Source organism: Massilia cellulosiltytica, from assembly GCF_047325105.1.
GTDB lineage: Bacteria > Pseudomonadota > Gammaproteobacteria > Burkholderiales > Burkholderiaceae_D > Telluria > Telluria orientalis.
The window spans coordinates 6,757,713-6,779,178 of sequence record NZ_CP168562.1 but is presented as its reverse complement, the minus strand read 5'-3'; the positions used below and the strand labels follow the sequence as shown (position 1 = coordinate 6,779,178).

16 protein-coding genes, 1 tRNA gene and 1 pseudogene are annotated in these 21,466 nt (G+C 61.1%); 8 read left to right on the top strand and 10 right to left on the bottom strand.

Translation table 11 applies throughout. From position 1 onward, the window contains the following. Window positions 1-167 precede the first annotated feature (167 nt). Together ACEN9H_RS29770 and ACEN9H_RS29765 are read right to left on the bottom strand one after the other, a co-directional pair. Window positions 168-1,274, bottom strand: a complete 1,107-nt coding sequence (locus tag ACEN9H_RS29770) for a hypothetical protein (protein ID WP_160407006.1) — start codon at window positions 1,272-1,274, stop codon at window positions 168-170. Window positions 1,275-1,323: 49 nt separating this feature from the next. Next, window positions 1,324-2,220, bottom strand: a complete 897-nt coding sequence (locus tag ACEN9H_RS29765; RefSeq protein ID WP_413673076.1) for a c-type cytochrome — start codon at window positions 2,218-2,220, stop codon at window positions 1,324-1,326. A 192-nt stretch (window positions 2,221-2,412) separates the two neighbouring features. Here ACEN9H_RS29765 and ACEN9H_RS29760 point away from each other — a divergent pair. From ACEN9H_RS29760 to ACEN9H_RS29725, 8 genes and pseudogenes are all read left to right on the top strand, one after another. Next, window positions 2,413-2,488, top strand: a tRNA-Arg gene (locus ACEN9H_RS29760). A 162-nt stretch (window positions 2,489-2,650) separates the two neighbouring features. Then, window positions 2,651-2,761: pseudogene (locus ACEN9H_RS29755) on the top strand (type I restriction-modification system subunit M N-terminal domain-containing protein); the annotation flags it as partial. A gap of 58 nt (window positions 2,762-2,819) precedes the next feature. Next, window positions 2,820-4,496 (top strand): ATP-binding protein, encoded by a 1,677-nt coding sequence (locus tag ACEN9H_RS29750; protein ID WP_413673075.1) that lies wholly within the window; start codon window positions 2,820-2,822, stop codon window positions 4,494-4,496. A 1,019-nt stretch (window positions 4,497-5,515) separates the two neighbouring features. Continuing rightward, window positions 5,516-6,412, top strand: a complete 897-nt coding sequence (locus ACEN9H_RS29745) for a WYL domain-containing protein (protein WP_413673074.1) — start codon at window positions 5,516-5,518, stop codon at window positions 6,410-6,412. 5 nt (window positions 6,413-6,417) lie between these two features. Further along, a complete protein-coding gene (locus tag ACEN9H_RS29740; RefSeq protein ID WP_413673073.1) occupies window positions 6,418-6,678 on the top strand; it encodes a hypothetical protein in 261 nt (86 codons plus the stop codon). 32 nt (window positions 6,679-6,710) lie between these two features. Next, a complete protein-coding gene (locus ACEN9H_RS29735; RefSeq protein ID WP_413673072.1) occupies window positions 6,711-10,232 on the top strand; it encodes a helicase-related protein in 3,522 nt (1,173 codons plus the stop codon). 12 nt (window positions 10,233-10,244) lie between these two features. Further along, on the top strand, window positions 10,245-13,133 hold the full coding sequence (locus ACEN9H_RS29730) for a DUF1156 domain-containing protein (protein WP_413673071.1): 2,889 nt from the start codon (window positions 10,245-10,247) through the stop codon (window positions 13,131-13,133). 10 nt (window positions 13,134-13,143) lie between these two features. After that, window positions 13,144-16,008 carry an ATP-binding protein gene (locus ACEN9H_RS29725; RefSeq protein WP_413673070.1) on the top strand — a complete coding sequence of 955 codons (2,865 nt, stop codon included), beginning with the start codon at window positions 13,144-13,146 and terminating at the stop codon, window positions 16,006-16,008. Between the two features lie 214 nt (window positions 16,009-16,222). On the opposite strand, the gene ACEN9H_RS29720 is transcribed toward ACEN9H_RS29725, so the two are convergent. The 8 genes from ACEN9H_RS29720 to ACEN9H_RS29685 form a co-directional block, all read right to left on the bottom strand. Continuing rightward, on the bottom strand, window positions 16,223-16,456 hold the full coding sequence (locus ACEN9H_RS29720) for a hypothetical protein (protein WP_413673069.1): 234 nt from the start codon (window positions 16,454-16,456) through the stop codon (window positions 16,223-16,225). Window positions 16,457-16,750: 294 nt separating this feature from the next. Next, window positions 16,751-17,092, bottom strand: a complete 342-nt coding sequence (locus ACEN9H_RS29715) for a hypothetical protein (RefSeq protein ID WP_413673068.1) — start codon at window positions 17,090-17,092, stop codon at window positions 16,751-16,753. Window positions 17,093-17,147: 55 nt separating this feature from the next. After that, window positions 17,148-17,843: a DNA-primase RepB domain-containing protein gene (locus ACEN9H_RS29710; protein WP_413673067.1), complete on the bottom strand. Its 696-nt coding sequence runs from the start codon at window positions 17,841-17,843 to the stop codon at window positions 17,148-17,150. Window positions 17,844-17,850: 7 nt separating this feature from the next. Further along, complete coding sequence (locus tag ACEN9H_RS29705; RefSeq protein ID WP_413673066.1) at window positions 17,851-18,939, bottom strand: hypothetical protein; 1,089 nt, start codon at window positions 18,937-18,939, stop codon at window positions 17,851-17,853. Between the two features lie 97 nt (window positions 18,940-19,036). Beyond that, on the bottom strand, window positions 19,037-19,216 hold the full coding sequence (locus tag ACEN9H_RS29700) for a hypothetical protein (RefSeq protein ID WP_413673065.1): 180 nt from the start codon (window positions 19,214-19,216) through the stop codon (window positions 19,037-19,039). After that, entirely contained in the window at window positions 19,216-19,461 is a 246-nt protein-coding gene (locus tag ACEN9H_RS29695; RefSeq protein WP_413673064.1) for a helix-turn-helix domain-containing protein, read from the bottom strand. Before ACEN9H_RS29695 ends, ACEN9H_RS29700 begins: the two co-directional genes overlap by 1 nt. Before the next feature lie 223 nt (window positions 19,462-19,684). Next, window positions 19,685-20,116 carry a hypothetical protein gene (locus tag ACEN9H_RS29690; protein ID WP_413673063.1) on the bottom strand — a complete coding sequence of 144 codons (432 nt, stop codon included), beginning with the start codon at window positions 20,114-20,116 and terminating at the stop codon, window positions 19,685-19,687. Beyond that, window positions 20,103-21,434, bottom strand: coding sequence for a tyrosine-type recombinase/integrase (locus ACEN9H_RS29685; protein ID WP_413673062.1), 1,332 nt, complete (start codon window positions 21,432-21,434; stop codon window positions 20,103-20,105). The genes ACEN9H_RS29690 and ACEN9H_RS29685 overlap by 14 nt, the downstream gene beginning before the upstream one ends. Window positions 21,435-21,466: the final 32 nt, after the last annotated feature.

The following is a 21,466-nucleotide window of genomic DNA, read 5'->3' as shown; positions in this document are numbered from 1 at the left end:
CCCAACTTTTATTCTCCCTATGAAACGCACGAGTTTTGGTAACCAGAGACCAATAGTTAAAAATTTATAAGAGGTCTTAGCGTTTAGGCACAACGCGGCCGTTTTCACTTTTTTGAGAAAAGTCAGCGGAAAAAACGCTTACGGCCGCGAAATGTTGCGTATAAGCGTCAGCGGCGGCCGGTGCCGCTCGTCCACGGATCCGCCGCCGGCCCCGCTTTCAGGACGACCTCGTTGACCAGGGGCCGCAGCGTGAAGCCGGCACGGTCGATGAAGCCCGGTTTGTCCATGCGACGGTTGTCTTTCTGCACGGCGTTGCCCTGCGTGCTCACGGTGCCAGGACCGGCGAAGACATTGTTCTGGATTAGGGCAGGGGTCGATACCTTGCCGCTGATGAACAGGAACGTGCCGCTGCTGAAGTCGTTCAGGAAGGTGTTATTGATGACATACAGATCCTGGCCGGGATTCGTCGCTCCTTCTTCGCCATACGCCACGATGTTCGGATTGTCGTTGATGGCCGGCTGCTCGATCACGTTGCCGATGATGTAGGACGTGCCGGCGTTCGGCAGGTCGATTTCGTACGACGGCTTGCCGCTCGCCGTGCTGCCCGGCCGGCCCGGGGGCGTGCTCGAGAAGCGGTTGTACGCGATCATGTTGAACATCGCGCGCGACTTGAGGTTGTGGCCGATGTTGGCGTCGTGCGAATAGTTGTAGCGGAAGGTCAGGCTCTTCGCGTTGCCGATGTACAGGTTGTGCGTCTGGCCGTCGCCGTGGCCGTTGTGGCCGAATTCGCTGTGCTCGATCACGACGTTGCTGTTGCGGTTCGCACCCATCAGGATGCCATTTTCGTTGTCGTGGATAAAAGCCTGGCGCAGCGTGAAATTCGTGCCTTCCAGCCGCAGCGCCGCGCCGTTGCCGTCCATGACTTTCGAGCCCAGCATCTCCACGTTCTCGACCGTGATGTTGCTGCCGGTGACGACCCAGGTGCCCTTGTTGCCGAACTGGCGTCCGGCCGCGTCGATGACCGGCCGGCCCTGCACGCCGCGGATGGTCAGGTTGCTGCGGGCGATCGCACAGGTGTCGCCGCTGTACGTCCAGTCGCCGACGATCTCGATGGTGTCGCCATCCCTGGCGGCGGCGATGGCCGCGCACGGCGCGACATAGGTCTTGCCCGGACCGACCGACAGCGTGGCGGCGCCCGCAGCGCCGGCCGTGGTCAGCAGTGCCGCAGCGAGGGACAGGCGGATGACGGGGGTGTACGACGGTGACACGTTCATTCCTTATCTCATTCATGAAAAAACCGTCCCGCAGGACGGTTTTTCCGGCTTATTTCGCGGCCGCGACCATATAGTCCACCGCGGCTTTCACGTCGGCATCGGGCGCCGTGGAACCGCCTTTCGGCGGCATCACACCGGCCTTGCCCTGGAAGCCCTTGATGGCGTGCTCGTACAGCGTATTCGTGCCTTGCGCGATGCGCGGCGCCCATGCGGCCTTGTCGCCGAACTTGGGCGCGCCGGCGATGCCGGCGGTGTGGCAGGCCGTGCAGGCCGTATTGAACAGGGCCTTGCCCGCTTCGTTGTTGCCGGCCACGGCCGGCGTCGCGATCGCGCCCGCGGTGGGTGGCGTGCCCGGCGTCGCTGCCGGCAGGGCCGGGGCGGGTGCGGCGGCAGCTGCCGGTGCGGCTGCGGCCTGGGCCGGCGCCTGGGCGCCTGCCGCCGGGGCTTCCGGCTCCTTGAACTTGGCGCCCGACTGGTTGGTCATATAGACCACGGCGCGGGCGACTTCGATGTCGTCGAGATCGGGATTGCCGCCCTTGGCCGGCATGGCGCGGATGCCTTGCACGGCGTGTTGGACGAGGGTGTCGTAGCCCTGGGCGATGCGGGCGCTCCAGGCACTTGCGTCGCCAGCCTTCGGTGCACCTGCTGCGCCCGAGCCATGGCAGGCGACACAGGTGGCGTTATACACGGCCTGGCCCGATTGCAGCACCTTGGGCGCGTTCACGTCCTTGAACGCAAACCCTTCCTCGGCCACAGGGCGCACGCGCGTCGCGACGGCTTGCGCACTCTGGCTTTCGGACCCGGCGCCACCCAGGGGCTTGTTGGTGGCAAAGATCACCAGCAGGATGATGCCGATGACGATGACCAGGAAAAAACCAGCCACTGCGATGATCAGTTGCTTGGGGGTCCGGATAAAGGATTGGTGTTCGTTGTGCGCGTCGCTCATGATTTCCTTAATACAAATTAAAAAAACCTGCTTCTGCCCTGCGGAATACGTGGAATACTTATTTATATGCAATGCCGCCGGGCGATTATAGACCCAAAGACACTTGGTGGAAACGCAATTTCCCGCTGGAGCGGACGGTTGCCGTAGACGACGCCCGGGAAAGACTGTATCCTTCGCATCGCTTCCTCCAGCGCGGCTGTAGCTCAGTGGATAGAGTATTGGCCTCCGAAGCCAAGGGTCGTGGGTTCGATCCCCGCCAGCCGCGCCATCTAATCAAACACTTAGCGATATAGCTCTTCTTGAGAGAAGGCGCTGGGTTACGTCGGGGTTACTTCAACCTACTTCGCCCGCTGTTTTTAGTGCGATTGCCGCCCGAAGATGCTAATGTTTCGTCTTAGCAAACTGATTTCAGTAAACTTTGGGGCACCACATGTATTACCAAGGCTTGTCGTCGTTCATCTGGTCCGTGGCAGATCTTTTGCGCGGCGGCGACTACAGGCAAAGCGAATACGGCGAAGTCATCCTTCCTTTCACCGTTCTGCTCCCTGATCCCTTACTGCTGCGCACGGCAGGCCAAAGCTTTTACAGGGAGCACCACCATGGATGAGCAAGCGCTGCGTGATTTTCTACGCCGAAGCTTTCCCAAGGAGGACGCAAGCTGCGAGTGGAAGGAGTTCAAGAACCTGACCCATGCCGTGAGCGGGCACAAGGGCGAGGACATTGCCAGCTACGTCTCGGCCATTGCGAATATGGAAGGCGGGCATTTGCTGATCGGCGTCGAGGATGGCACGCTGAACATCGTCGGCATCGAGAATTTCGCTGGCTATACGCCGGACAATCTCTGCCCGCGCCTGCTCGGGCGCTGCCCCAACCTCGATGCCGAGGCGTTGCGGGCAGAGGCCTTCGTAACGGAAGACTCAGGCAAGACGGTATGGGTCTTGCACATCCCCCGACATCGGCCTCGCCTGCCAGTCTATGCCCATGACAAGGCCTGGCAGCGCCTGGCCGATCGCTTGGTCGAGATGCGTCCTGAAAGGCTAACGGCGATCCTGGATGAGCCTATTGAGTTGGTTGACTGGTCCGCCCAGGTGGTGCCGGCTGCCACCGTGGCCGATCTGGATGCCGAGGCGCTCGCGCTGGCAAGGCAGAAGTTCAAGGAGCGACACGCAACCGCACCATTCCTCGACCAAATCGACACATGGCCGGCGGAAGTGTTTCTGGACCGCGCCAAGCTGACAGCCAACGGTCAGATAACGCGCGCTGCTCTGTTGTTGCTGGGAGGGTCGTCGGCTGTCCACCTACTGTCTCCGAATCCGGCACAAATTACCTGGAAGCTGGAAACAGAAGAACGCGCCTACGAGCATTTCGGTCCGCCGTTCCTGCTGACGACCACACAAGTCCTGCAGCGTATCCGCAACATCAAGCAGCGCCTGTTTCCAGCCAATCAACTGTTGGCAACTGAGGTGTTGAAATACGACACGCGGGTGATTCTGGAAGCCTTGCACAACTGCCTGGCGCACCAGGATTACACGCGGCAGGCTAGGGTGCTGCTGACCGAAAAGGTGGATCGCCTGATCTTCGAGAATGCGGGCGGCTTTTTCGAGGGATTGGCAGAGGAATACTTTACTGGCGAGCGCACGCCCAGTCGCTATCGCAACCCTTGGTTGGCCCAAGCCATGGTTCAGTTGGGCATGATCGACACCATGGGTTACGGCATCCATACGATGACGCTGGCCCAGCGGCAACGGTACTTTCCATTGCCCGACTATGGACGCTCGACGGCAAACAGCGTGGTGCTGGAAATTTTCGGCCACACGCTGGACGAAAATTATTCACTGCTGCTGCTGGAAAAGCAAGATTTGGACATTGCTACCGTCATCCTGCTCGACCGTGTCCAGAAGAAGCGCCCCATTCCCGACAGTGCCGCAGCCCACCTGAGGCGGCAGGGCCTGATTGAAGGAAGAAAGCCAAACTTCTATCTTTCGGCAGCAGTCGCCGCGTCCACGAACGAGCAGGCGGCGTACACGCGCAACAAGGGATTGGAAAAAGAGCGCTTGAAACAGTTCGTCCTGAGCCACTTGCGCCAGTTTGCGCCGACCAGCCGGGAGGATTTAGACAACTTGCTGATCCCTATGCTTCCGGCTGGCCTGACAGAACAGCAGAAGCGTGACAAGGTAAAGAACCTCCTCTCTGAGATGCGGGCCAAGGACGGCACTGTCTGCTGCGAGGGCCGCGGGCCGGCAGCGGTATGGCGTACCGCCGCGCCAGTGGGTTAATTTTCGCCCAAACTTAGACAACCTTAGACGACTAATAGATAACTGGCGCAGCAGGGCTATCTGGAAGTTCTTCCAGATAGGATCATCGCATGGCGGCGACAAGCATATGCGGCACGCTATAGGCCTTGGCGATCTTGCGGTCGCTCCACTGCGCCCGCTCCGGGTCTTCCAGCAGCATCTGCACGGCGCGGCGTTTATCCGCGTTGCTGCGGCGCAGGCCGTGCGCGCCGATAGCGTGCAGCGCCGCGTTCTCGGCCAGCAGCTCGTCCAGCCGGGCCCACGGCGGTCGCGCCCTGTTCCGGGGCGGGGGGCGATCGTCGCCTCGGTGCCGGCCGTGCTAGGGGTATTTTTGGGGGTATCGGTGGCGAGGACTCGCTGCGAACTAGCGGCGGGTCCAATTCCGTCGAATTCGACGGTTTTTAAATCAGCGTCCGGCTTGGCTTTCCTGGCCGGCCGCATCGTGGCTGTGGTGCCGTGCTTGGTCGTGTAGGTGCGCGGCGTCGGTTCGCTCACTGCATTTTCAAGCAGTGAGGATTTGCGCACTGAATCCACCAGTGAGGCCGAGACCTGGCAGATCCTGGCGATCTCCGGTCGCTCCAGTTGACCTACTTAGGGTCGTCCAGCAGCAGCATCATCAGGCCTGTGACTGCCATTCTGCTAGGCGTGGTGGGGACCAAGTACGCGAGGCGACGATACTCAAGGCCGTCGAAGGCGCTCAAGCTGAGAAGTGAACATCTTCGTCGCCAGTTGAGCGCTTTAAGGTGAAGGATGTTTCATGTCAATAACCGCGACTAGGTCGAAAATGGCCTTGGGGACGGCAGTAGATAACCGAGCGTATCTGCGCCAATCGTATATCCGGGCCATTTAAGCAGTCTAGACATACTAAAGTCGGAATAACCTCGATTTCTCGCACCATCATCATCAAAATGCGATGTATATAGGATCTTTTTGAGGTGGCTTGACGTTCCATTTGGATATCCGTATGCTTTCAAAAATGCAACGTAAGCTGATCTACAACCATGTCCAGTGAGGGGCTCTTAAAAATGACTCAGGCGCAACGTGATCGGCTTGCATTCGTCGAGCTACGCCTGCGGTTCATTGGCGAAATCCGACGGCAAGACCTTGTGACGCGCTTTGGCATCCAGGCGGCAGCGGCCACGCGGGATATCGCTCAGTACAAGGAGCTGGCCTCCGGCAACATGCAGTACGACAACAAGGGCAAGGTCTATGTCCGCGCCTCGTGGTTCCGGCCCCTGTTCGACTTCCCCGCCGAGCGCATCCTTACTTGGCTGTCCCAAGGCTATGGCGACGGCGAGCCCGTCCGCTGGAAGGGGGGAGTGGCGCAGGAAGGTGCCTCCCTGCCGGGCAAGGTCGATTTGGAGCTGTTATCTGCCCTGACGCGCGCTATCCACCGAGGTGCCGTTGTTGAAATTGGTTACCGTGCGCTATCCAGCGGTCTGACTACCCGTGAGATCGTACCCTTCGCGCTGGCCGACAGTGGGCTGCGCTGGCATGTCCGCGCCTTTGACCGACGTAGCGGCCAGTTTAGGGACTTTGCATTGGGCCGATTCGACGACGCGCGGATCATCCCTGGCCCGGTGGCCGACCACGAGAAATCCGATCAGGATATCCAGTGGAACCGAGTTACTGAGCTTGAGCTCGTGCCGCATCCGGCCAATGTGCAGCACCCTGACACCATCGAAGCCGAGTACGGCATGGATGGTGGCGTGCTCAAGGTGCGCGTGCGCGCGGCGATGGCGGGTTACCTACTTCGCCGCTGGAACGTCGACTGCACCGAGGACCACAGCCTCAAGGGTGGCGAGTATCACCTGTGGCTCCGCAATCGTCAGGCGCTTTATGGCGTCACTAATTTGGTGCTCGCACCGGGCTACGGCGAATCCGGCGAGGAATGGTGACCGCGATGCTGATCAACTACGCCTGCAATCCCGCTGACTGTCACGCCGAAAGGAGTTACACCATGGCTAAGCTCTATGCCAATCACGGCAACCAATGGACGCCTGCCGAAGGTACGCAGTTAGCAGCTCATAAGGAAAACACGCCCACGCGTGTTATCGGCCTAAAGCTGGGCCGTTACGAAGACGCCATGTGCGCCAAGACCGGCGAGAATAATGTCTCGCCTAAGCCGACCAAACAGTCGCTTTATAACTGGCGCAAGCCCTGAAGGTAGACGATCAAAGAACAAAGGGACACACCATGCTGAAGCTCGAACTGATCCAGAAGAACGCGGCCATCTCGGGGCTGGAGCCCGGACAGGTGGTTCGCATTGTCACGACGGAGCCAGTCGGTGACAACGCCCTTACCGTCTACTACAAAATCGCCGACGGCACGCTGCGTGAGCGGATGCTGTTCCGCACCGACGAGGCCAATTTGTCGCTGGCCGAGGCCGGTCGCCCCTGGGGATTCGATGCGTCGGGTGAGGAGTTCAAACTTGCAGCAGAGGCCTATCGAATTCACCTTGCGCACCTATTTGATCCGATGATGGCTGTGCACACGTCGAACGTGGAGCCACTGCCGCATCAGATCACGGCGGTTTACGAATCGATGCTGCCGCGCCAGCCGCTGCGCTACGTGCTCGCGGACGACCCGGGTGCCGGCAAGACCATCATGGCCGGCCTTTTTATCCGCGAGCTGCTGATGCGCGCTGACGCTAAACGTGTGCTGATCGTCGCCCCTGGCAGCCTGGTCGAGCAGTGGCAGGACGAAATGTTCGAGAAGTTTGGCCTGTCATTCACGTTGTTCTCACGCGAGCAGGTCGAACAATCCCGCAGCGGGAACCCGTTCGACGATCACGATCTGCTGGTCGCCCGCGTCGACCAGCTGGCACGCGCCGAAGACCTACAGGAGAAACTACGCCTGTCGCATTGGGATCTGGTGGTGGTCGATGAAGCCCACAAGCTCTCGGCAAGCTACTTCGGCAACAAGATCAACAAGACCAAGCGCTTCCAGCTGGGCGAGCTGCTGGGCTCAATAACCCGCCACTTCCTGCTGATGACGGCCACTCCGCACAACGGAAAGGAAGAAGACTTCCAGCTGTTCATGTCGTTGCTGGATGCCGACCGCTTCTATGGCAAGTTCCGCGATGGCGCGCACAAGGTCGATGTCACTGACCTGATGCGTCGTATGGTCAAAGAAGACCTGCTCAAGTTTGACGGCACGCCGCTGTTCCCCGAGCGCCGCGCCTATACCGTCAACTACAAGCTCTCCGATCTCGAAGCTGCTCTGTACGCCGCAGTCACCGACTACGTCAAGACCGAGTTCGCCAAGGCCGACCAACTGGCCGACGGCGGGCGCAAAGGCACAGTGGGCTTCGCGCTGACGGCGTTGCAGCGACGACTCGCTTCGAGCCCCGAGGCCATCTACCAGTCGCTCAAGCGCCGGCGCAACAAGCTCAAGCGCCGCGTCGAGGACGAGAAACTGCGCCAACGCGGCCAGTCTCTGGCCGAGACGCTCAACGGCAAGAACGGCCTGCCGGAGGACGTCTGGGAAGCCGCCGATGCGCTATCGCCCGAGGACTACGAGACCTTCGAGGAGACTGTCGTCGACCAGGCCACGGCGGCACAGACCATCCAAGAGTTGGAGGCCGAGATCATCATCCTCGAAGGCCTCGAGGAGCAGGCCCGGCAGGTGGTGCATTCTGGCCAGGACCGTAAGTGGGACGAGCTCTCGCGCCTGTTGCAGGACACGCCAGAGATGCATGATGCCGAGGGGCGGCAACGCAAGCTGATCATCTTCACCGAGCACCGCGACACCCTGAACTACTTGGCTGTGAAGATCCGCGGCGTCATCGGCAACGAAGAGGCCGTCGTGATGATCCACGGTCGCGTCAAGCGTGAGGAACGACGCAAGGTGCAGGAGCTGTTCCGCAACGATCCAACGACGCGCGTGCTGTTGGCCACCGACGCAGCGGGCGAGGGCGTGAACCTGCAGAACGCCAATCTGATGGTCAATTACGATCTGCCCTGGAATCCGAACCGTCTGGAGCAGCGCTTCGGCCGTATCCACCGTATCGGTCAGACCGAGGTTTGTCACCTGTGGAACATGGTCGCCGCCGAGACCCGTGAGGGCGACGTCTTCCAGCGCCTGTTCGAGAAGCTCGAGGTCGAGCGCGAAGCGCTGGGCGGCCGGGTGTTCGACATCCTGGGCGAGATTTTCGAGGAAAAAAGCCTCAAGGACCTGCTGATCGAGGCCATCCGCTACGGCTCCGATCCTGAAATTCGCGCCCGCCTGTTGAGAAAGGTCGAAGGCGCGCTCGACACCCAGCACCTTGAAAACATCATCAAGCGCAACGCGCTTTGCGAAGAGGTGATGGACGAGAAGCGCCTGTTCGCCGTGAAGGAGGAAATGGAGAAGGCCGAGGCGCGTAAGCTGCAGCCCTTCTTCATCCGCGCTTTCTTCAACCAGGCCTTCCAGCAGATGGGCGGCGAGCTGCGGCCCCGCGAGCAAGGGCGCTACGAGATCACCAATGTGCCGGCGATCATCCGCGAGCGCGACCGTCAGGTCAGCGGCCGCGACCGCCGCAATACCGACCCCGTGCTGCGCCGTTACGAGCGCGTCTGCTTCGAGAAGCAGTATGTGCGGCTGGCGGACCGCGCAGGCGCCCCGATGGCCAGCCTTATCCACCCCGGCCACCCCTTGATGCAGGCAGTCACCGACCTCGTGCTGGAAGCCCACCGCAACAAGCTCAAGCAAGGGACCGTGCTGGTGGACCCGAGCGACATGGGCCTAACACCAAAGGTGATGTTTATCGTCGACCACTCAGTCAAGGAAGGAGCGGACCCGACCCGCAGTGTGTCCCGCCGCATGCAGTTCGTCGAAATCGACCCCAAGGGCCACACGATCAACGCGGGCTGGGCGCCACACCTCGACCTGGAGCCGCTTCAACCCGCCGACATGGTGCTGATCCAGGACGTCCTCTCCGCGCCCTGGATCACCAAGGACCTGGAGCACGTTGCGCTTGCACACGCCTCCAGCGAACTCGTGCCTGAGCACTTCGACGAGGTGCGGTCCCGGCGTGAGAAGGCGGTAGACAAGACGCTGGCCGCCGTCCACGAGCGACTGGTCAAGGAGATCAACTTCTGGTCCGACCGATACATCAAGCTGCAGGACGACATCGCCGCTGGCAAGGACGTGCGCCTCACGCTGGAGAACGTCCGCCGAACCATCGACGACCTTACAGCCCGCCGCGAGTCGCGTGAAAAGGAGCTACTGGCCATGCGCCACGTGGTCTCGGCCACGCCTGTCGTGTTGGGCGGTGCGCTGGTGATCCCTGCTGGTCTGTTAATGCAACGCAAGGGGCAGCCAGGTTGGTCCGCCGACGCTGACGCCCGTGCCCGCGTCGAGCACATCGCCATGCAGGCGGTGATGAATGCAGAGCGTGCTTTGGGCCACGACGTCATCGACGTCTCGGCACAGAAGTGCGGCTGGGACGTCACCAGCATCCCTAAAGCTCTCGACGGCCGGCTGCCCCCCTCGCGCCACATCGAGGTGAAAGGCCGCGCTAAGGGCCAGACCACGATCACCGTCACTCGCAACGAAATTGTCTACGGCCTGAACCAGGCCGATAGATTCATCCTGGCCCTCGTGCTCGTCGACGGTGACAAGCACGAGGGGCCGTTCTATGTCCGCAAGCCGTTCACCCAGGAGCCCGACTGGGCGGTGACCAGCATTAACCTCGATCTCGATCAACTGCTCGCCCGTGCGCAGCAGCCTGCATGAAAAAACCAACGAATGACTGCTATCAAGACTCCCAAGAAACTGATCGAGGTCGCGCTGCCCCTCGACGCGATCAACGCCGCCGCAGCACGCGAAAAATCTATCCGCCACGGCCATCCCTCCACGCTGCACCTCTGGTGGGCGCGCCGACCACTTGCCGCCGCGCGCGCAGTGCTGTTCGCGCAGATGGTCAACGACCCTGGTTACCAGCAGGGTGGAGGTTTTCGCTACGGCGTCAACAAGGAAAAGGCTGCTTTGGAGCGTGAGCGCCTATTTAAGATTATCGAAGACCTCGTAAAGTGGGAAAACACCAACAACGAGGAAGTGCTCGAACGCGCGCGCGCCGAAATCCGCCGCTCGTGGCGCGAGGTCTGCGAACTGAACAAGAACCACCCGCACGCGGCCGAACTGTTCAACCCCGACAAGCTGCCTGCCTTTCACGATCCCTTCGCGGGTGGCGGCGCGCTACCTATGGAAGCACAGCGTCTGGGCCTGGAGAGCTACGCTTCCGACCTCAACCCTGTGGCCGTCACCATCAACAAGGCCATGATCGAAATTCCGCCGCGCTTCGCGGGCCGCGAGCCGGTTGGGCCTCGCGTGCCGGGCGACAAGCAGGGCAAGCTAAGCGAGGACTGGAGCGGCGCGAAAGGGCTAGCCGAAGACGTGCGCCGCTACGGCGCGTGGATGCGGGGTGAGGCCGAGAAGCGCATCGGTCATCTGTACCCGCAGGTGGAAATCACCACCGCCATCGTGGCCGAGCGACCGGATTTGAAGCCCCTGCTGGGCCAGAAGCTCACGGTCATCGCATGGCTGTGGGCGCGCACAGTGAAAAGCCCCAATCCAGCGTTCAGTCATGTGGACGTGCCGCTGGCCTCCACTTTCATTCTCTCCAGCAAGGCGGGTAAGGAAAGCTGGGTGCAGCCGGTGGTCGAGGGCGACAAATACCGCTTCACCGTAAAAGTGGGCAATCCTACTGAGGAAGCGAAGGATGGCACCAAAGCTGCCGGTCGTGGTGCGAACTTCCGCTGCGTGTTCTCGGATGCGCCCATTGGCGGCGACTACATCAAGGCTGAAGGGCAGGCCGGGCGCATGGGCGCAAGGTTGATGGCGGTCGTCGCCGAAGGCGCGCGAGGCCGCATCTATCTGGCCCCAACCCAAGAGCATGAGGAGGCCGCCCGGCGGGCGCAGCCCGCTTGGAAGCCCTCGGGCAATGTGCCTGCCCGCCTCACAGGCGGTACATGCGTTCCCTATGGCTTGACCGAGTGGGGCGACCTCTTCACTCCGCGTCAACTAGCGGCGCTGACCACGTTCTCCGATCTGGTGGCCGAGGTCATCGCCAAAGTTAAGACTGACGCCTTGGCTGCTGGTTTGCATGACGATGACCGTGGTCTCAATGCCGGCGGTATCGGGGCGACGGGCTATGCCGAAGCGGTTGGGGTATATCTGGCATTTGCTGTCGACAAGGTTAGTGATCGCAACTCGAACCTGTGCGCTTGGGCAAGCCTGCGCGAGCATGCTCGCAATACATTTGGACGCCAGTCTCTGCCAATGACATGGGACTTTGCTGAGAGCAATCCACTTTCTGACTCCAGCGGAAATTTTGAAGGCGGCATCAAATCGATTATCGATGCCCTCGGTGAGATGAAACCTGTTGCTAGGGGTGAAGCTTGGCAAGCTGACGCGCAAACTCAAAGCCTATCTTCGAGCAGAGTGATCTCCACAGATCCACCGTACTATGACAACATTGCATACGCTGATCTATCAGACTTCTTTTACGTCTGGCTGCGAAAGAGTCTGAAGGCAACTTACCCCGATCTATTCGCCACGCTGGCAGTTCCCAAGACGGAAGAGCTTGTCGCGGCAACATACCGTCACGGGAGCAAGGAAAAGGCCGAGGTATTTTTCCTCGATGGCATGACCAAGGCCATGCACAACTTGGCCGAGAAGGCGCATGCAGCGTTCCCCGTGACGATCTACTACGCCTTTAAGCAGAGCGAAACAAAGGGCGAGGCGGGCACTTCCAGCACTGGATGGGAGACGTTTCTACAGGCCGTGATTGACGCTGGCTTCTCGGTGACGGGAACTTGGCCGATGCGGACTGAGCTTGAGAGGCGCATGGTGGGGACAGACACTAATGCACTTGCTTCCAGCATTATTCTCGTTTGCCGCCAGCGCCACGCCGACGCGGCCACTGTCTCTCGCCGTGAGTTCATCCGCGAACTCAATGCCGTCTTGCCCGAGGCGCTGGACGAGATGACGCGCGGCGGTATCAATTCGCCCGTCGCGCCCGTGGACTTGTCGCAAGCCATCATCGGTCCCGGCATGGCGATCTTCAGCCAATACGCCGCCGTGCTGGAAGCTGACGGCACGCCCATGAGCGTACGTGCTGCATTGCAACTCATCAACCGTTTCCTTGCCGAGGACGACTTTGACCATGACACGCAGTTCTGCCTGCACTGGTTCGAGCAGCTGGGCTGGGCCACCGGCAAATATGGTGACGCAGACGTGCTAGCCCGCGCCAAGGGCACCAGCGTTGGCGGCCTGCAAGCCAGCGGCGTGGTGGATTCGAGCAAGGGTGATCTGCGCCTGCTCAAGTGGGCCGAGATGCCACGCGACTGGTCGCCGGAATCCGACATCCGCCTGCCCGTATGGGAAGCGCTGCACCAGCTGATTCGCGCGCTGAACCAGGACGGCGAGTCGGCTGCCGGTAAGTTGTTGGCCCGCATGCCTGCCCGCGCCGAGCCTATTCGCGCACTCGCATATCGCCTCTACACCCTGTGCGAACGCAAGGGCTGGGCCGAAGAAGCGCGCGCCTACAACGAACTGGTCACGGCGTGGAGCGCGATCGAACAGGCTGCTGGTGAGGCAGGTGTGCTCGGCTCGCAAGGACTACTGGAAATCTGAGGGGAAGAACATGGCATTGAAACCTTGGCGCGAAATCGCGGAACCGCACTCCGATGTGCGGGAAGGCAAGTTCCAACAGGCCGAGTTCGCCGCCGACCTGTCGCGCGTGCATGCGGGCACGGCCAACGCAGAATATCAGAACCCGGCGCTGTTCTTCCAGCGCACCTTCATTACCGAAGGCATGCGGCTGTTGCTCGATTCGGTGGTCAAGCGTCTTGCGGGGCAGGGTGGCGACCCGGTGATGCAGCTTCAAACCGCGTTCGGCGGCGGCAAGACGCATACCATGCTGGCTGTCTATCATCTCACCAAGGGCGAGGCACCGGCCAGCGACTTGCAGGGCGTACCCGCCATTCTCGCTGCGGCCGGCGTGACCGAACTGCCCAAGGCGCGCATCGCCGTGCTCGACGGCATCAGGTCCTCGCCCAACCAGCCGCTGGTGAAGGATGGGCAGAGCATCCGCACGCTGTGGGGCGACTTGGCCTGGCAGTTGGGCGGGGCTGAGGGCTACAAGCTGGTGGCTGAAGCCGATGCTTCGGGCACGTCGCCGGGTAAGGAAGTGCTGGCCAATTTGCTGAGCTGCTACGCACCTTGCGTCATTCTCATCGACGAGCTGGTGGCCTATGTACGTCAGTTCGAGGAAGGCAAGGCGCTGTCTGGCGGCACCTTCGATTCCAACCTCAGCTTCGTGCAGGCGTTGACGGAGGCCCTCAAGGCCGTGCCGACCGCCGTGTTGCTGGCGTCGCTGCCGGAGTCCGCCAAGGAGGCGGGCAGCCAGCGGGGCGAGAAGGCGCTGGCATCCCTGGCGCACTACTTCGGGCGCATTCAGGCGCTGTGGAAGCCAGTGGCCACCGAGGAGGCATTTGAGATCGTCCGTCGGCGGCTCTTCAGCAACATCAACGACAAGCTGGCGATGGAGTCGGTCTGCCGGGCCTTCGCGGACTACTACATCGAGAACCGCGATGACTTCCCGCAGGAGACGCAGGACAGCAAGTATCTAGAGCGGCTGATCCACGCCTACCCGATCCACCCCGAGGTGTTCGATCGCCTGTACGAGGACTGGTCAACGCTGGACAACTTCCAGCGCACGCGCGGCGTGCTGAAACTGATGGCGAAGGTGATCCACCGCCTGTGGAAGGACGGCAACAACGATCCGCTGATCATGCCCGGCAGCTTTCCGCTTATGGATGCGGACACGCTGAACGAGGCGCTGTATTACCTGCCGCAGGGCTGGACGCCCGTGATTGAGCGCGATGTGGACGGCGAGCGTTCGGAGACGTGGGAGATCGAGAACAAAGACACCCGCTTCGGCAGCGTGCAAGCATGCCGCCGCGCGGCACGCGCTATCTTTTTGGGCAGTGCACCAAGTACATCGAACCAAGGTGTACGGGGTCTGGAGCTTGAGCGCGTGATCCTGGGCGTGGCCCAGCCCGGCCAGCAACCGAACCTGTTCAAGGATGCGCTGCGGCGCTTAGGTGACCGGCTGCACTACCTGAACCACGCTAACAACCGTTTCTGGTTGGACACCCGCCCGAACCTGCGGCGCGAGATGGAAGAACGCAAGCGCCGCTTCCAGGATAAGGAGGACGTGTTCCCCTCGATCCGCGACCGCGTGCAGCGCAGCTTCGCAAGCGGCGTCTTCGGTGGCATCCACACTTTTACCGGCAGCGGTGATGTGCCCGACGACTGGTCGCTGCGGCTGGTAGTGCTGCCGCCCGATGCAGCTTTCAGCAAGAGCGGCCAGAGCCTGGCTATCGATCGTGCCACCGAGATCCTCAAGAAACGCGGCGACCAGCCTCGCTTCAAGCAGAACCGCCTAATCTTCGTCGCGGCCGACTACGACAGTGTCAGCCGCCTAAAGGACCACGTGCGATCCTACCTCGCATGGCGCAGCATTGTTAGTGACTACAAGGACAACCGCATTGTCCTCGACAACCTGATGGCAAAGCAGGCACAAGCCAGCTTGGAGCAGGGCGAGGAAACCGTGCGACGAATGATCCGCGAGACTTACAAGTGGCTGCTGACCCCGGTGCAGGACGCCCGGCCCGGCAAGGGCTTGTCCGAAGTGATGTGGGAACATTTCCAACTGAACGCTAGCGCACAGAACTGGTCGCAGGAAGTCGAGCGCGTCCTCAAGGAAAACGAACTGCTCATCAGCGAATGGGCGCCGATCCACCTGGCTAAGGTGCTGAAGGACTGGTTCTGGAAGGACGACGTGAAGGACGCCAATGCGCTCAACGTGTGGCAACAAAGCTGCCAGCAGCTGTACCTGCCGCGCCTAAAGGACGACATTGTGTTCCAAAACGCGATGGCGGCCGGTTCCGACAGCCGCGAGTTCTTCGGCTATGCGCAAGGCAAGGAGGACGGTCGCTATGTCGGGTTCAGCTACGGCAAGCGTACGTCCATGATCCTAGATTCGTCTTCGCTGCTGATTGAGCCGCTGACGGCCGCTGCTTATATGGAAGCTCTGCGCGCGGCCGAGGAGGCATCGCGCGCGAAGATTGCCGAAGCCGAAACCGAAACCGAAACCGAAACCGGGGCCGGCACCACCGTGCCAGCGGGAGCCGGGCAAACCCTGCGCGTTGATGACTCGGGCAGAGGCGGCTATCAGGCAGGCAGCACCAGCACTGGGCCGACCGCCAAGAAGCAGTTCTACGGCAGCATCGACCTCGATCCGATCCTCGCCAAGAAGCAGTTCGCAGACTTGGTGGACGAGGTGGTCCAGCAGTTCACGCTGCGCCCGGGCGTAAAGGTCAAGATCGCAGTCGAGATTTCCGCCGAATCGCCTACCGGATTCGACGACGGACTGCAGCGCGCAGTGAAGGAAAACTGCAACGTGCTGAAGTTTAAGAACGCGGAGTTTGAGGTTGGTGAATGAGCGCACCCGTGCTTGGTCGTGTGGGTGCGCTGAGAGAGGAGTTCTCACTGTCCAACTTGGATAGTGAGGTGCGGTCACTTATAACTGTTTTAAGTGAGGCGCGCATGTTGCGGACGAAGGGCCGCGACATGCGGCACGCCTTGGCGATCGCGTTGTCGCTCCAGGTAACCCACTCCGGGTCTTCCAGCAGCATCAGCACGGCGTGGCATTAGGCTTAGCGCGATGATGCAACATGCTTTCGCCTCAGTCGCCCCAGTTGCCGTAGCTCGGCCGCTATCTCGATCAGTTGACGGCGGATCGGGTTCGGCTTGTAGGCGTTACGGGATGACTTGGATTTGCCCTCGGGCGTCCGGGGACCAGTCGACTTCTTCCATGGTTGCCAGGTCCGGATCAACATCGCCTGCCGTGCGCGGCGCTCGGTGCTCCAGCCGTTGGGTTTGCCGTCCATTAGTTCGATCTCCGAAAACAAGGTCTTCGTTCGTCACGTTCGTCACAACCTGCGGACAGTGCTGTGCAGCCGGCGCGGATCTAGGCGATGGTCTAACAAGGGACAGTCGGCCGATGGTAGCCCTTACTCGGCAGTTTACAGGGCGGCGAAGAGGACGTCGATCGCGTCTTGGCGGGCGCTAGAGCGTGAACGGCGCTCTGAAGTGTGGGTATAAGATAGTGGGTACAACTTGTACCCCTGACGGCAGATTTGGGAGTACAAGTTGTACCCCTAACCCTGCGCGCTGGAAGCTGATCAGGGCAGGACTTGGTCACCGATCCGGAACAGGGCGCAGCGTCTTCCATCAGGATCAAGACTGGCCACATGTTGACGGGTCCGAACAAGGAAGCCTGCATCAATCAGCTCGTCGCGTGCCTTGCTGAACTGTTGCCGGTTCTTCAGTCCAGCGACATGCGCGAACTCCGAGTAGGGTAAGGCGAACTCCTTCCCAGGGCGGTGGCGCCGCATCGCATAGAAGAACAACTTTGATGCAGCTCCCGACAGGGATTCAAACGCTGGCGTGTCGATGATACGGTGCGGGATCATGCTAAAGCCCTTGGTCTCATAGCTGTAGGCGCGATCGACAAGTTCTTGCACCTCCTCGTCGGGCAGGGGGGCAGACGTGTGGGCGGCGTTGATCTTGGCGATTCGTTTAGCTGCCTCGCCTTTTTGGAATGCCGCCGTGTTTGAGACCGGCAGTAGACTTGAACAGGTATGTGTTCCGCTCTCCCACAGCGATGAGTGGACTGATGCCGAAAGCATCAACAAACTCCTGAACCGGAATGGCCGGGCTGTCGTCGAGGTGGACGAGGCGGCTTCGATACGGTTGCTGCTTGTTGTGGACGAAGCCAGGAACCCGCATGACCCGGCACAGGTCCTTCACGCTGCGGTCGGCATCGAACATTTTTGCCAGCTGTTCCTGGAGATGTGAAAAGCTCTCCAGCCGGACTCCGTCGACTAGCCAGAATGCATGCCAGCGGCCAGGCGACGTTTCGGTGACCATGTGCGGTGCGATAGGTCCGTTCAGGACGGGGGCGAGTGGGGCGCCATCAAGGTCAACGAACAGTGCGCGCACGGCGCGTACGTTCGACAGCTTCCGCCCGTTGCCGTCGCCGGCGTTGACCATGACGAAGATGCCGGCGCCTTGCTCGTTCAGTCGCATCAGCGTCTTGGAGTGGACAGCCAACGACCCGTGCAAGATCCTGTTCAGGCCACGACGTTTTGCCTGACCGTCATCGAAAACTTGGAAGGTGCAGGCGCTTCCTCGCGCGAGAAAATCGAGGAAGCGCTGGGCGTCAGTCAGGTCGACCGACGCCTGAGGGAAGGAGAGGTTGATCTCGTCCGGCATGACCTGATCAGTCGACGACAGCATCCGTCAGGACGGACTGTGGTGCCGACGCCGGCTGTACCGTAGCGGCACTCTCAGCCGTTTCCTCCAGCACGTCGCCGGTACGATCATCGACATTGCCCTCCAGCTGTTGCTGGCAGTCCTTCTGATCCTGCATGTCTTGGCGCTGGACCAGCACATCGTTTTCCTTTTCCAGGATGGCGATGCGGCTGTTCAGTTCAGCGCACACGTCGGTCAGGCGCTGAACCTCGGCCTGGGCTTCGGCGAGCTGATTTTCGATCTCGGTCTTCTCGCTCGCCGTGGTCAGCTCGTCGACGCGCTTGCGCAGCACCGCGTTCTCGATGCGCAGGCGAGCCAGTTCATCGTCGTCCTCCGGCGGCAAGATGATCTCGGGCTTCGGATTGGCGGTACGTTCCTTAGATTCCTGAGCAGCGTCCTCGGCGACTTCCTTGTCTTGTTTCGATTTGCGCACATTCTTGGCAGCGGATTTCATTGCATCCTTGCCGGCCGCCGCGAGCGCGACTTGTTCCTCTTTCGGCAGGGTCGCCACTTGGGCCGCCACGTCGATCTTGATTTCCTCGGAACGTGCCATCTCGAGAATTTCCGGGACAGCGGAGATCTTGATTTTCTCGACCTTTGCGAGCGTACCTTCGGAAACCCCGGCGGCTTTGGCCAGGTCACGACGGGTGTCCATTGACGAGCCTTTCGACAAATTTGTCGACGGGCTCGAGTGCTGGTTAACACCAGCTTTTTGTTTTTTCTGCGCCAATGCTGCGAGCGCATCCTTCATTTTGAGGGCCAGATCGGACCGCTGGAAGTCGGTGAGATTGCGGCGCGCGAGCTGGTTGTTGATCATCCACGCCATCGCGCTCTCACGGCTGTCGACACGCTCCAGCGTCGTCGTCCTGAACGATTTGTTATTACGCTTGCAGATCTCGTAGCGGTTGTGGCCGTCGACCAAGATGTTGTTCCAGACCACCAGCGCGTCACGGCAGCCATCTCGCAGGATGCTCTGCTCCAGCGCCGCGTACTCCTCCTCCTGCAAGGGCGGAATGAGTGCCTTGAACTCGGGGTCAATGATCAGGTTTTTGCCCATTGGGCGCTCTCCTTTTATAAGTTAACCGCGGACTCGCGCGCTGGCGCCTGGGTACTAGAAGCAGCGCCAGCGTCGCGCACCGTGTGCTGGTGGTCGACTAGGATTCGTCGACGTCGAGTGCCTGCGACAGCTGCAGGCGGGTGAGGAAGTGATACAGCCCGTGCAGCTCGGGCGGGGACATGTGGAAGACGTCGCTGCCGATGCCCAGGCCGGAATGGCGCGACAGCAGCATTTCCAGCTCGTCCAGCGAGAACGGGTTGTCAATGCGCGCGTCCATTACTGGTTCTCCTCGACGAAGTCCACGCTGCGGGCTTTCAGGAAGGCGTCGAGGTCGGACTGGCGGTAGCGCACGAGGCGGCCGACTTTGAGGTAGGGGAGGGCGTAGCGGCCCGTGCAGCGCCACACGGCCAAGGTGGCGACTTCAACGCCCATGTATGCCGCGGCTTGGGCGGGCGTCATCAGCGTGGACGGCTGCGGAAAGGAAGCGATCGCGCTGGCCGCTTGGGGCAGGTTCTTTTCCAAGGTCTTCTCCTGGTTACGCAACCCGCCGCGTGATTGCTGCGGGTTTATGCACCGGAGTAGACCTCGTATACGTTTTGTTTTTAAGTGTTGGAGTTCAGTTGAAAACTGACTTTTTCTTCTCGGAACGAGAAAGAATTGGACGCCCTCGGCGTCGGCCACGGGGCATGACGATGTCGCCGAAGCTAATGTTGTCCGGGCAGTTCCGGGGGATATCCTTGAGCCACTAGCTTTCACGATAGACAGCGATCACCGTGAGGTAGGGCACCCCTACGTCACGTGCGACCAGCTCGAACACGTCCCTCTCCCCGCGCTCGAAACTGGCCCCTTCCTGACGTCGCCGTAGCAAAGCAGCGCGGATTTGCGATTTGCGCTGGTTCCGGTTGTGCTGGTTGTAGCGCGCCTTCTTGCTATGTGGCTTCCAGCCGAAGCACTTGTTCAGGTCAACAGACTTGCCGGTCTCGATCGCCGTTTCAATGCGCAGCATTTCATCGGCGGCCCAGCGCGGAATGACCGCCTGATAGCGCGCGCATTGCAGCAACGTTCTAAACAACGCATGCTGATCGCCTTTTAGGAAGGCGCGACGCTCCTCTGCGAGCTTCTGCATAATTTGATCGTCAGACACCAGGCAAAGTGCATCGTTTTCATTTTGCAGCATGTTCTTCCTTTCGTTGTCGTAGTGGTGCCCCGGTATTCGCCGACTGGCCTGTAGCCTGCTCGTCCGCTGGCGCAGGGACCACACCCTGAGCTGCCTCGTACAGTGCGTCAGCGGCCTGCGAAACCGATGCGCGAACCGGCTCGGCGCTCAGACGCGCATAGATCTGTGTCGCGGCCAGTGACTTGTGGCCCAGCGACTTACCAATGATCACGAGAGAGGACCCGAGCATCGCCTGCCAGCTGCCCAGGGTGCGGCGCAGGTCATGAATACGCAGGTTTTTGATTCCCGCGGCGTCTAAGATGGCCTGAACGCCGCGTTTGGGCGACTCCAAGTGCCCTGAACGGCCGGTGCCCGGGAATACCCACGTACCGCCAGGCGCTGGCCGTCCCTGCAGCACGGCCAGCGCTTGGTCGCACAGCTGTACCTCGACCGGCTCGTCGTTCTTCGTGTCCGGGATGCGCCACACGCCGCGAACCATGTCGATGTCGGCCCAGCGCATGGCGAGCACATTGCTGCGCCGGGCCCCGGTCAGGATCGACAGCAGGATGTAGTCGCGGATCGTGGTGTTCGTGGTCTGCGCGAGGGCAGCGAAGAGTCGCGGCAGTTCGTCGCGGCTCACGAACCTGTCGCGCGCCTTGATCCGCAGGATGCCGAATTCGGCAGCCGGGTTGTCGCCGTCGAACAGGCGCGCCTTGATGACGCAGTTGAAGACCACCCGCAGCAGCTTCAGCGCATGGTTTGCGGCCGCACGGCCGGCGCCCCGTGCCAACGATGACTTCAGTTCGGCGACCTGGACCGGGGTGATGCTGGAAAGTTTGCGGTGTTCCCAGTTGACCGAACCCGGCGATTTGGCGCGCGGTAGGCCGTGCTTCTTCACTTGGGAAGGCGGCAGGGCGCCGAGGTAGCGCTCGAAGTTAGCGCGCATCGCATCGACGGTCTTGAGACCGTCCGGGATGGCGCGATGCTCCACATACCAGTTAAACGCTTGTCCGAGCGTCAACTCGGCGCGCTGGTCGCGCTTGGCCTGGGCGGGATCCCGTCCGAGAGCGATGTCGTTGCGGATGGCAATAGCGCGAGCACGGGCCTGGTCAATCTTCAGGTCGGGGTACAGCCCGATCGTGATGCGCTGTGGGCGACCGTTGCGCACGCGCTTGAGCACGCAGAAGGTCTTGCGCCCGTTCGACGTTACGCGCAGTTGAAGGCCGGGTTCGCGCTTGTCGTGGTAAGTCGTGCGCGTCCCCGCCGGGGGCAGGGGGAGGTCATCAAGGGCAGCTATCGTAAATACGATACGCTGCGAGGGTGAGCGCGGTGCTGGCATGGTTCCGTCCTGGGTTACGATGGGGTTACGCA

Bases quoted from the DNA above. Each gene is read 5' to 3' on its own strand.
- ACEN9H_RS29745 (WP_413673074.1), top strand. From the start codon at position 5,516: ATGTCCAGTGAGGGGCTCTTAAAAATGACTCAGGCGCAACGTGATCGG.
- ACEN9H_RS29725 (WP_413673070.1), top strand. From the start codon at position 13,144: ATGGCATTGAAACCTTGGCGCGAAATCGCGGAACCGCACTCCGATGTG.
- ACEN9H_RS29735 (WP_413673072.1), top strand. From the start codon at position 6,711: ATGCTGAAGCTCGAACTGATCCAGAAGAACGCGGCCATCTCGGGGCTG.
- ACEN9H_RS29720 (WP_413673069.1), bottom strand. From the start codon at position 16,456: ATGGACGGCAAACCCAACGGCTGGAGCACCGAGCGCCGCGCACGGCAG.
- ACEN9H_RS29770 (WP_160407006.1), bottom strand. From the start codon at position 1,274: ATGAACGTGTCACCGTCGTACACCCCCGTCATCCGCCTGTCCCTCGCT.
- ACEN9H_RS29710 (WP_413673067.1), bottom strand. From the start codon at position 17,843: ATGCCGGACGAGATCAACCTCTCCTTCCCTCAGGCGTCGGTCGACCTG.
- ACEN9H_RS29750 (WP_413673075.1), top strand. From the start codon at position 2,820: ATGGATGAGCAAGCGCTGCGTGATTTTCTACGCCGAAGCTTTCCCAAG.
- ACEN9H_RS29765 (WP_413673076.1), bottom strand. From the start codon at position 2,220: ATGAGCGACGCGCACAACGAACACCAATCCTTTATCCGGACCCCCAAG.
- ACEN9H_RS29690 (WP_413673063.1), bottom strand. From the start codon at position 20,116: ATGCTGCAAAATGAAAACGATGCACTTTGCCTGGTGTCTGACGATCAA.
- ACEN9H_RS29685 (WP_413673062.1), bottom strand. From the start codon at position 21,434: ATGCCAGCACCGCGCTCACCCTCGCAGCGTATCGTATTTACGATAGCT.
- ACEN9H_RS29705 (WP_413673066.1), bottom strand. From the start codon at position 18,939: ATGGGCAAAAACCTGATCATTGACCCCGAGTTCAAGGCACTCATTCCG.
- ACEN9H_RS29740 (WP_413673073.1), top strand. From the start codon at position 6,418: ATGCTGATCAACTACGCCTGCAATCCCGCTGACTGTCACGCCGAAAGG.
- ACEN9H_RS29700 (WP_413673065.1), bottom strand. From the start codon at position 19,216: ATGGACGCGCGCATTGACAACCCGTTCTCGCTGGACGAGCTGGAAATG.
- ACEN9H_RS29730 (WP_413673071.1), top strand. From the start codon at position 10,245: ATGACTGCTATCAAGACTCCCAAGAAACTGATCGAGGTCGCGCTGCCC.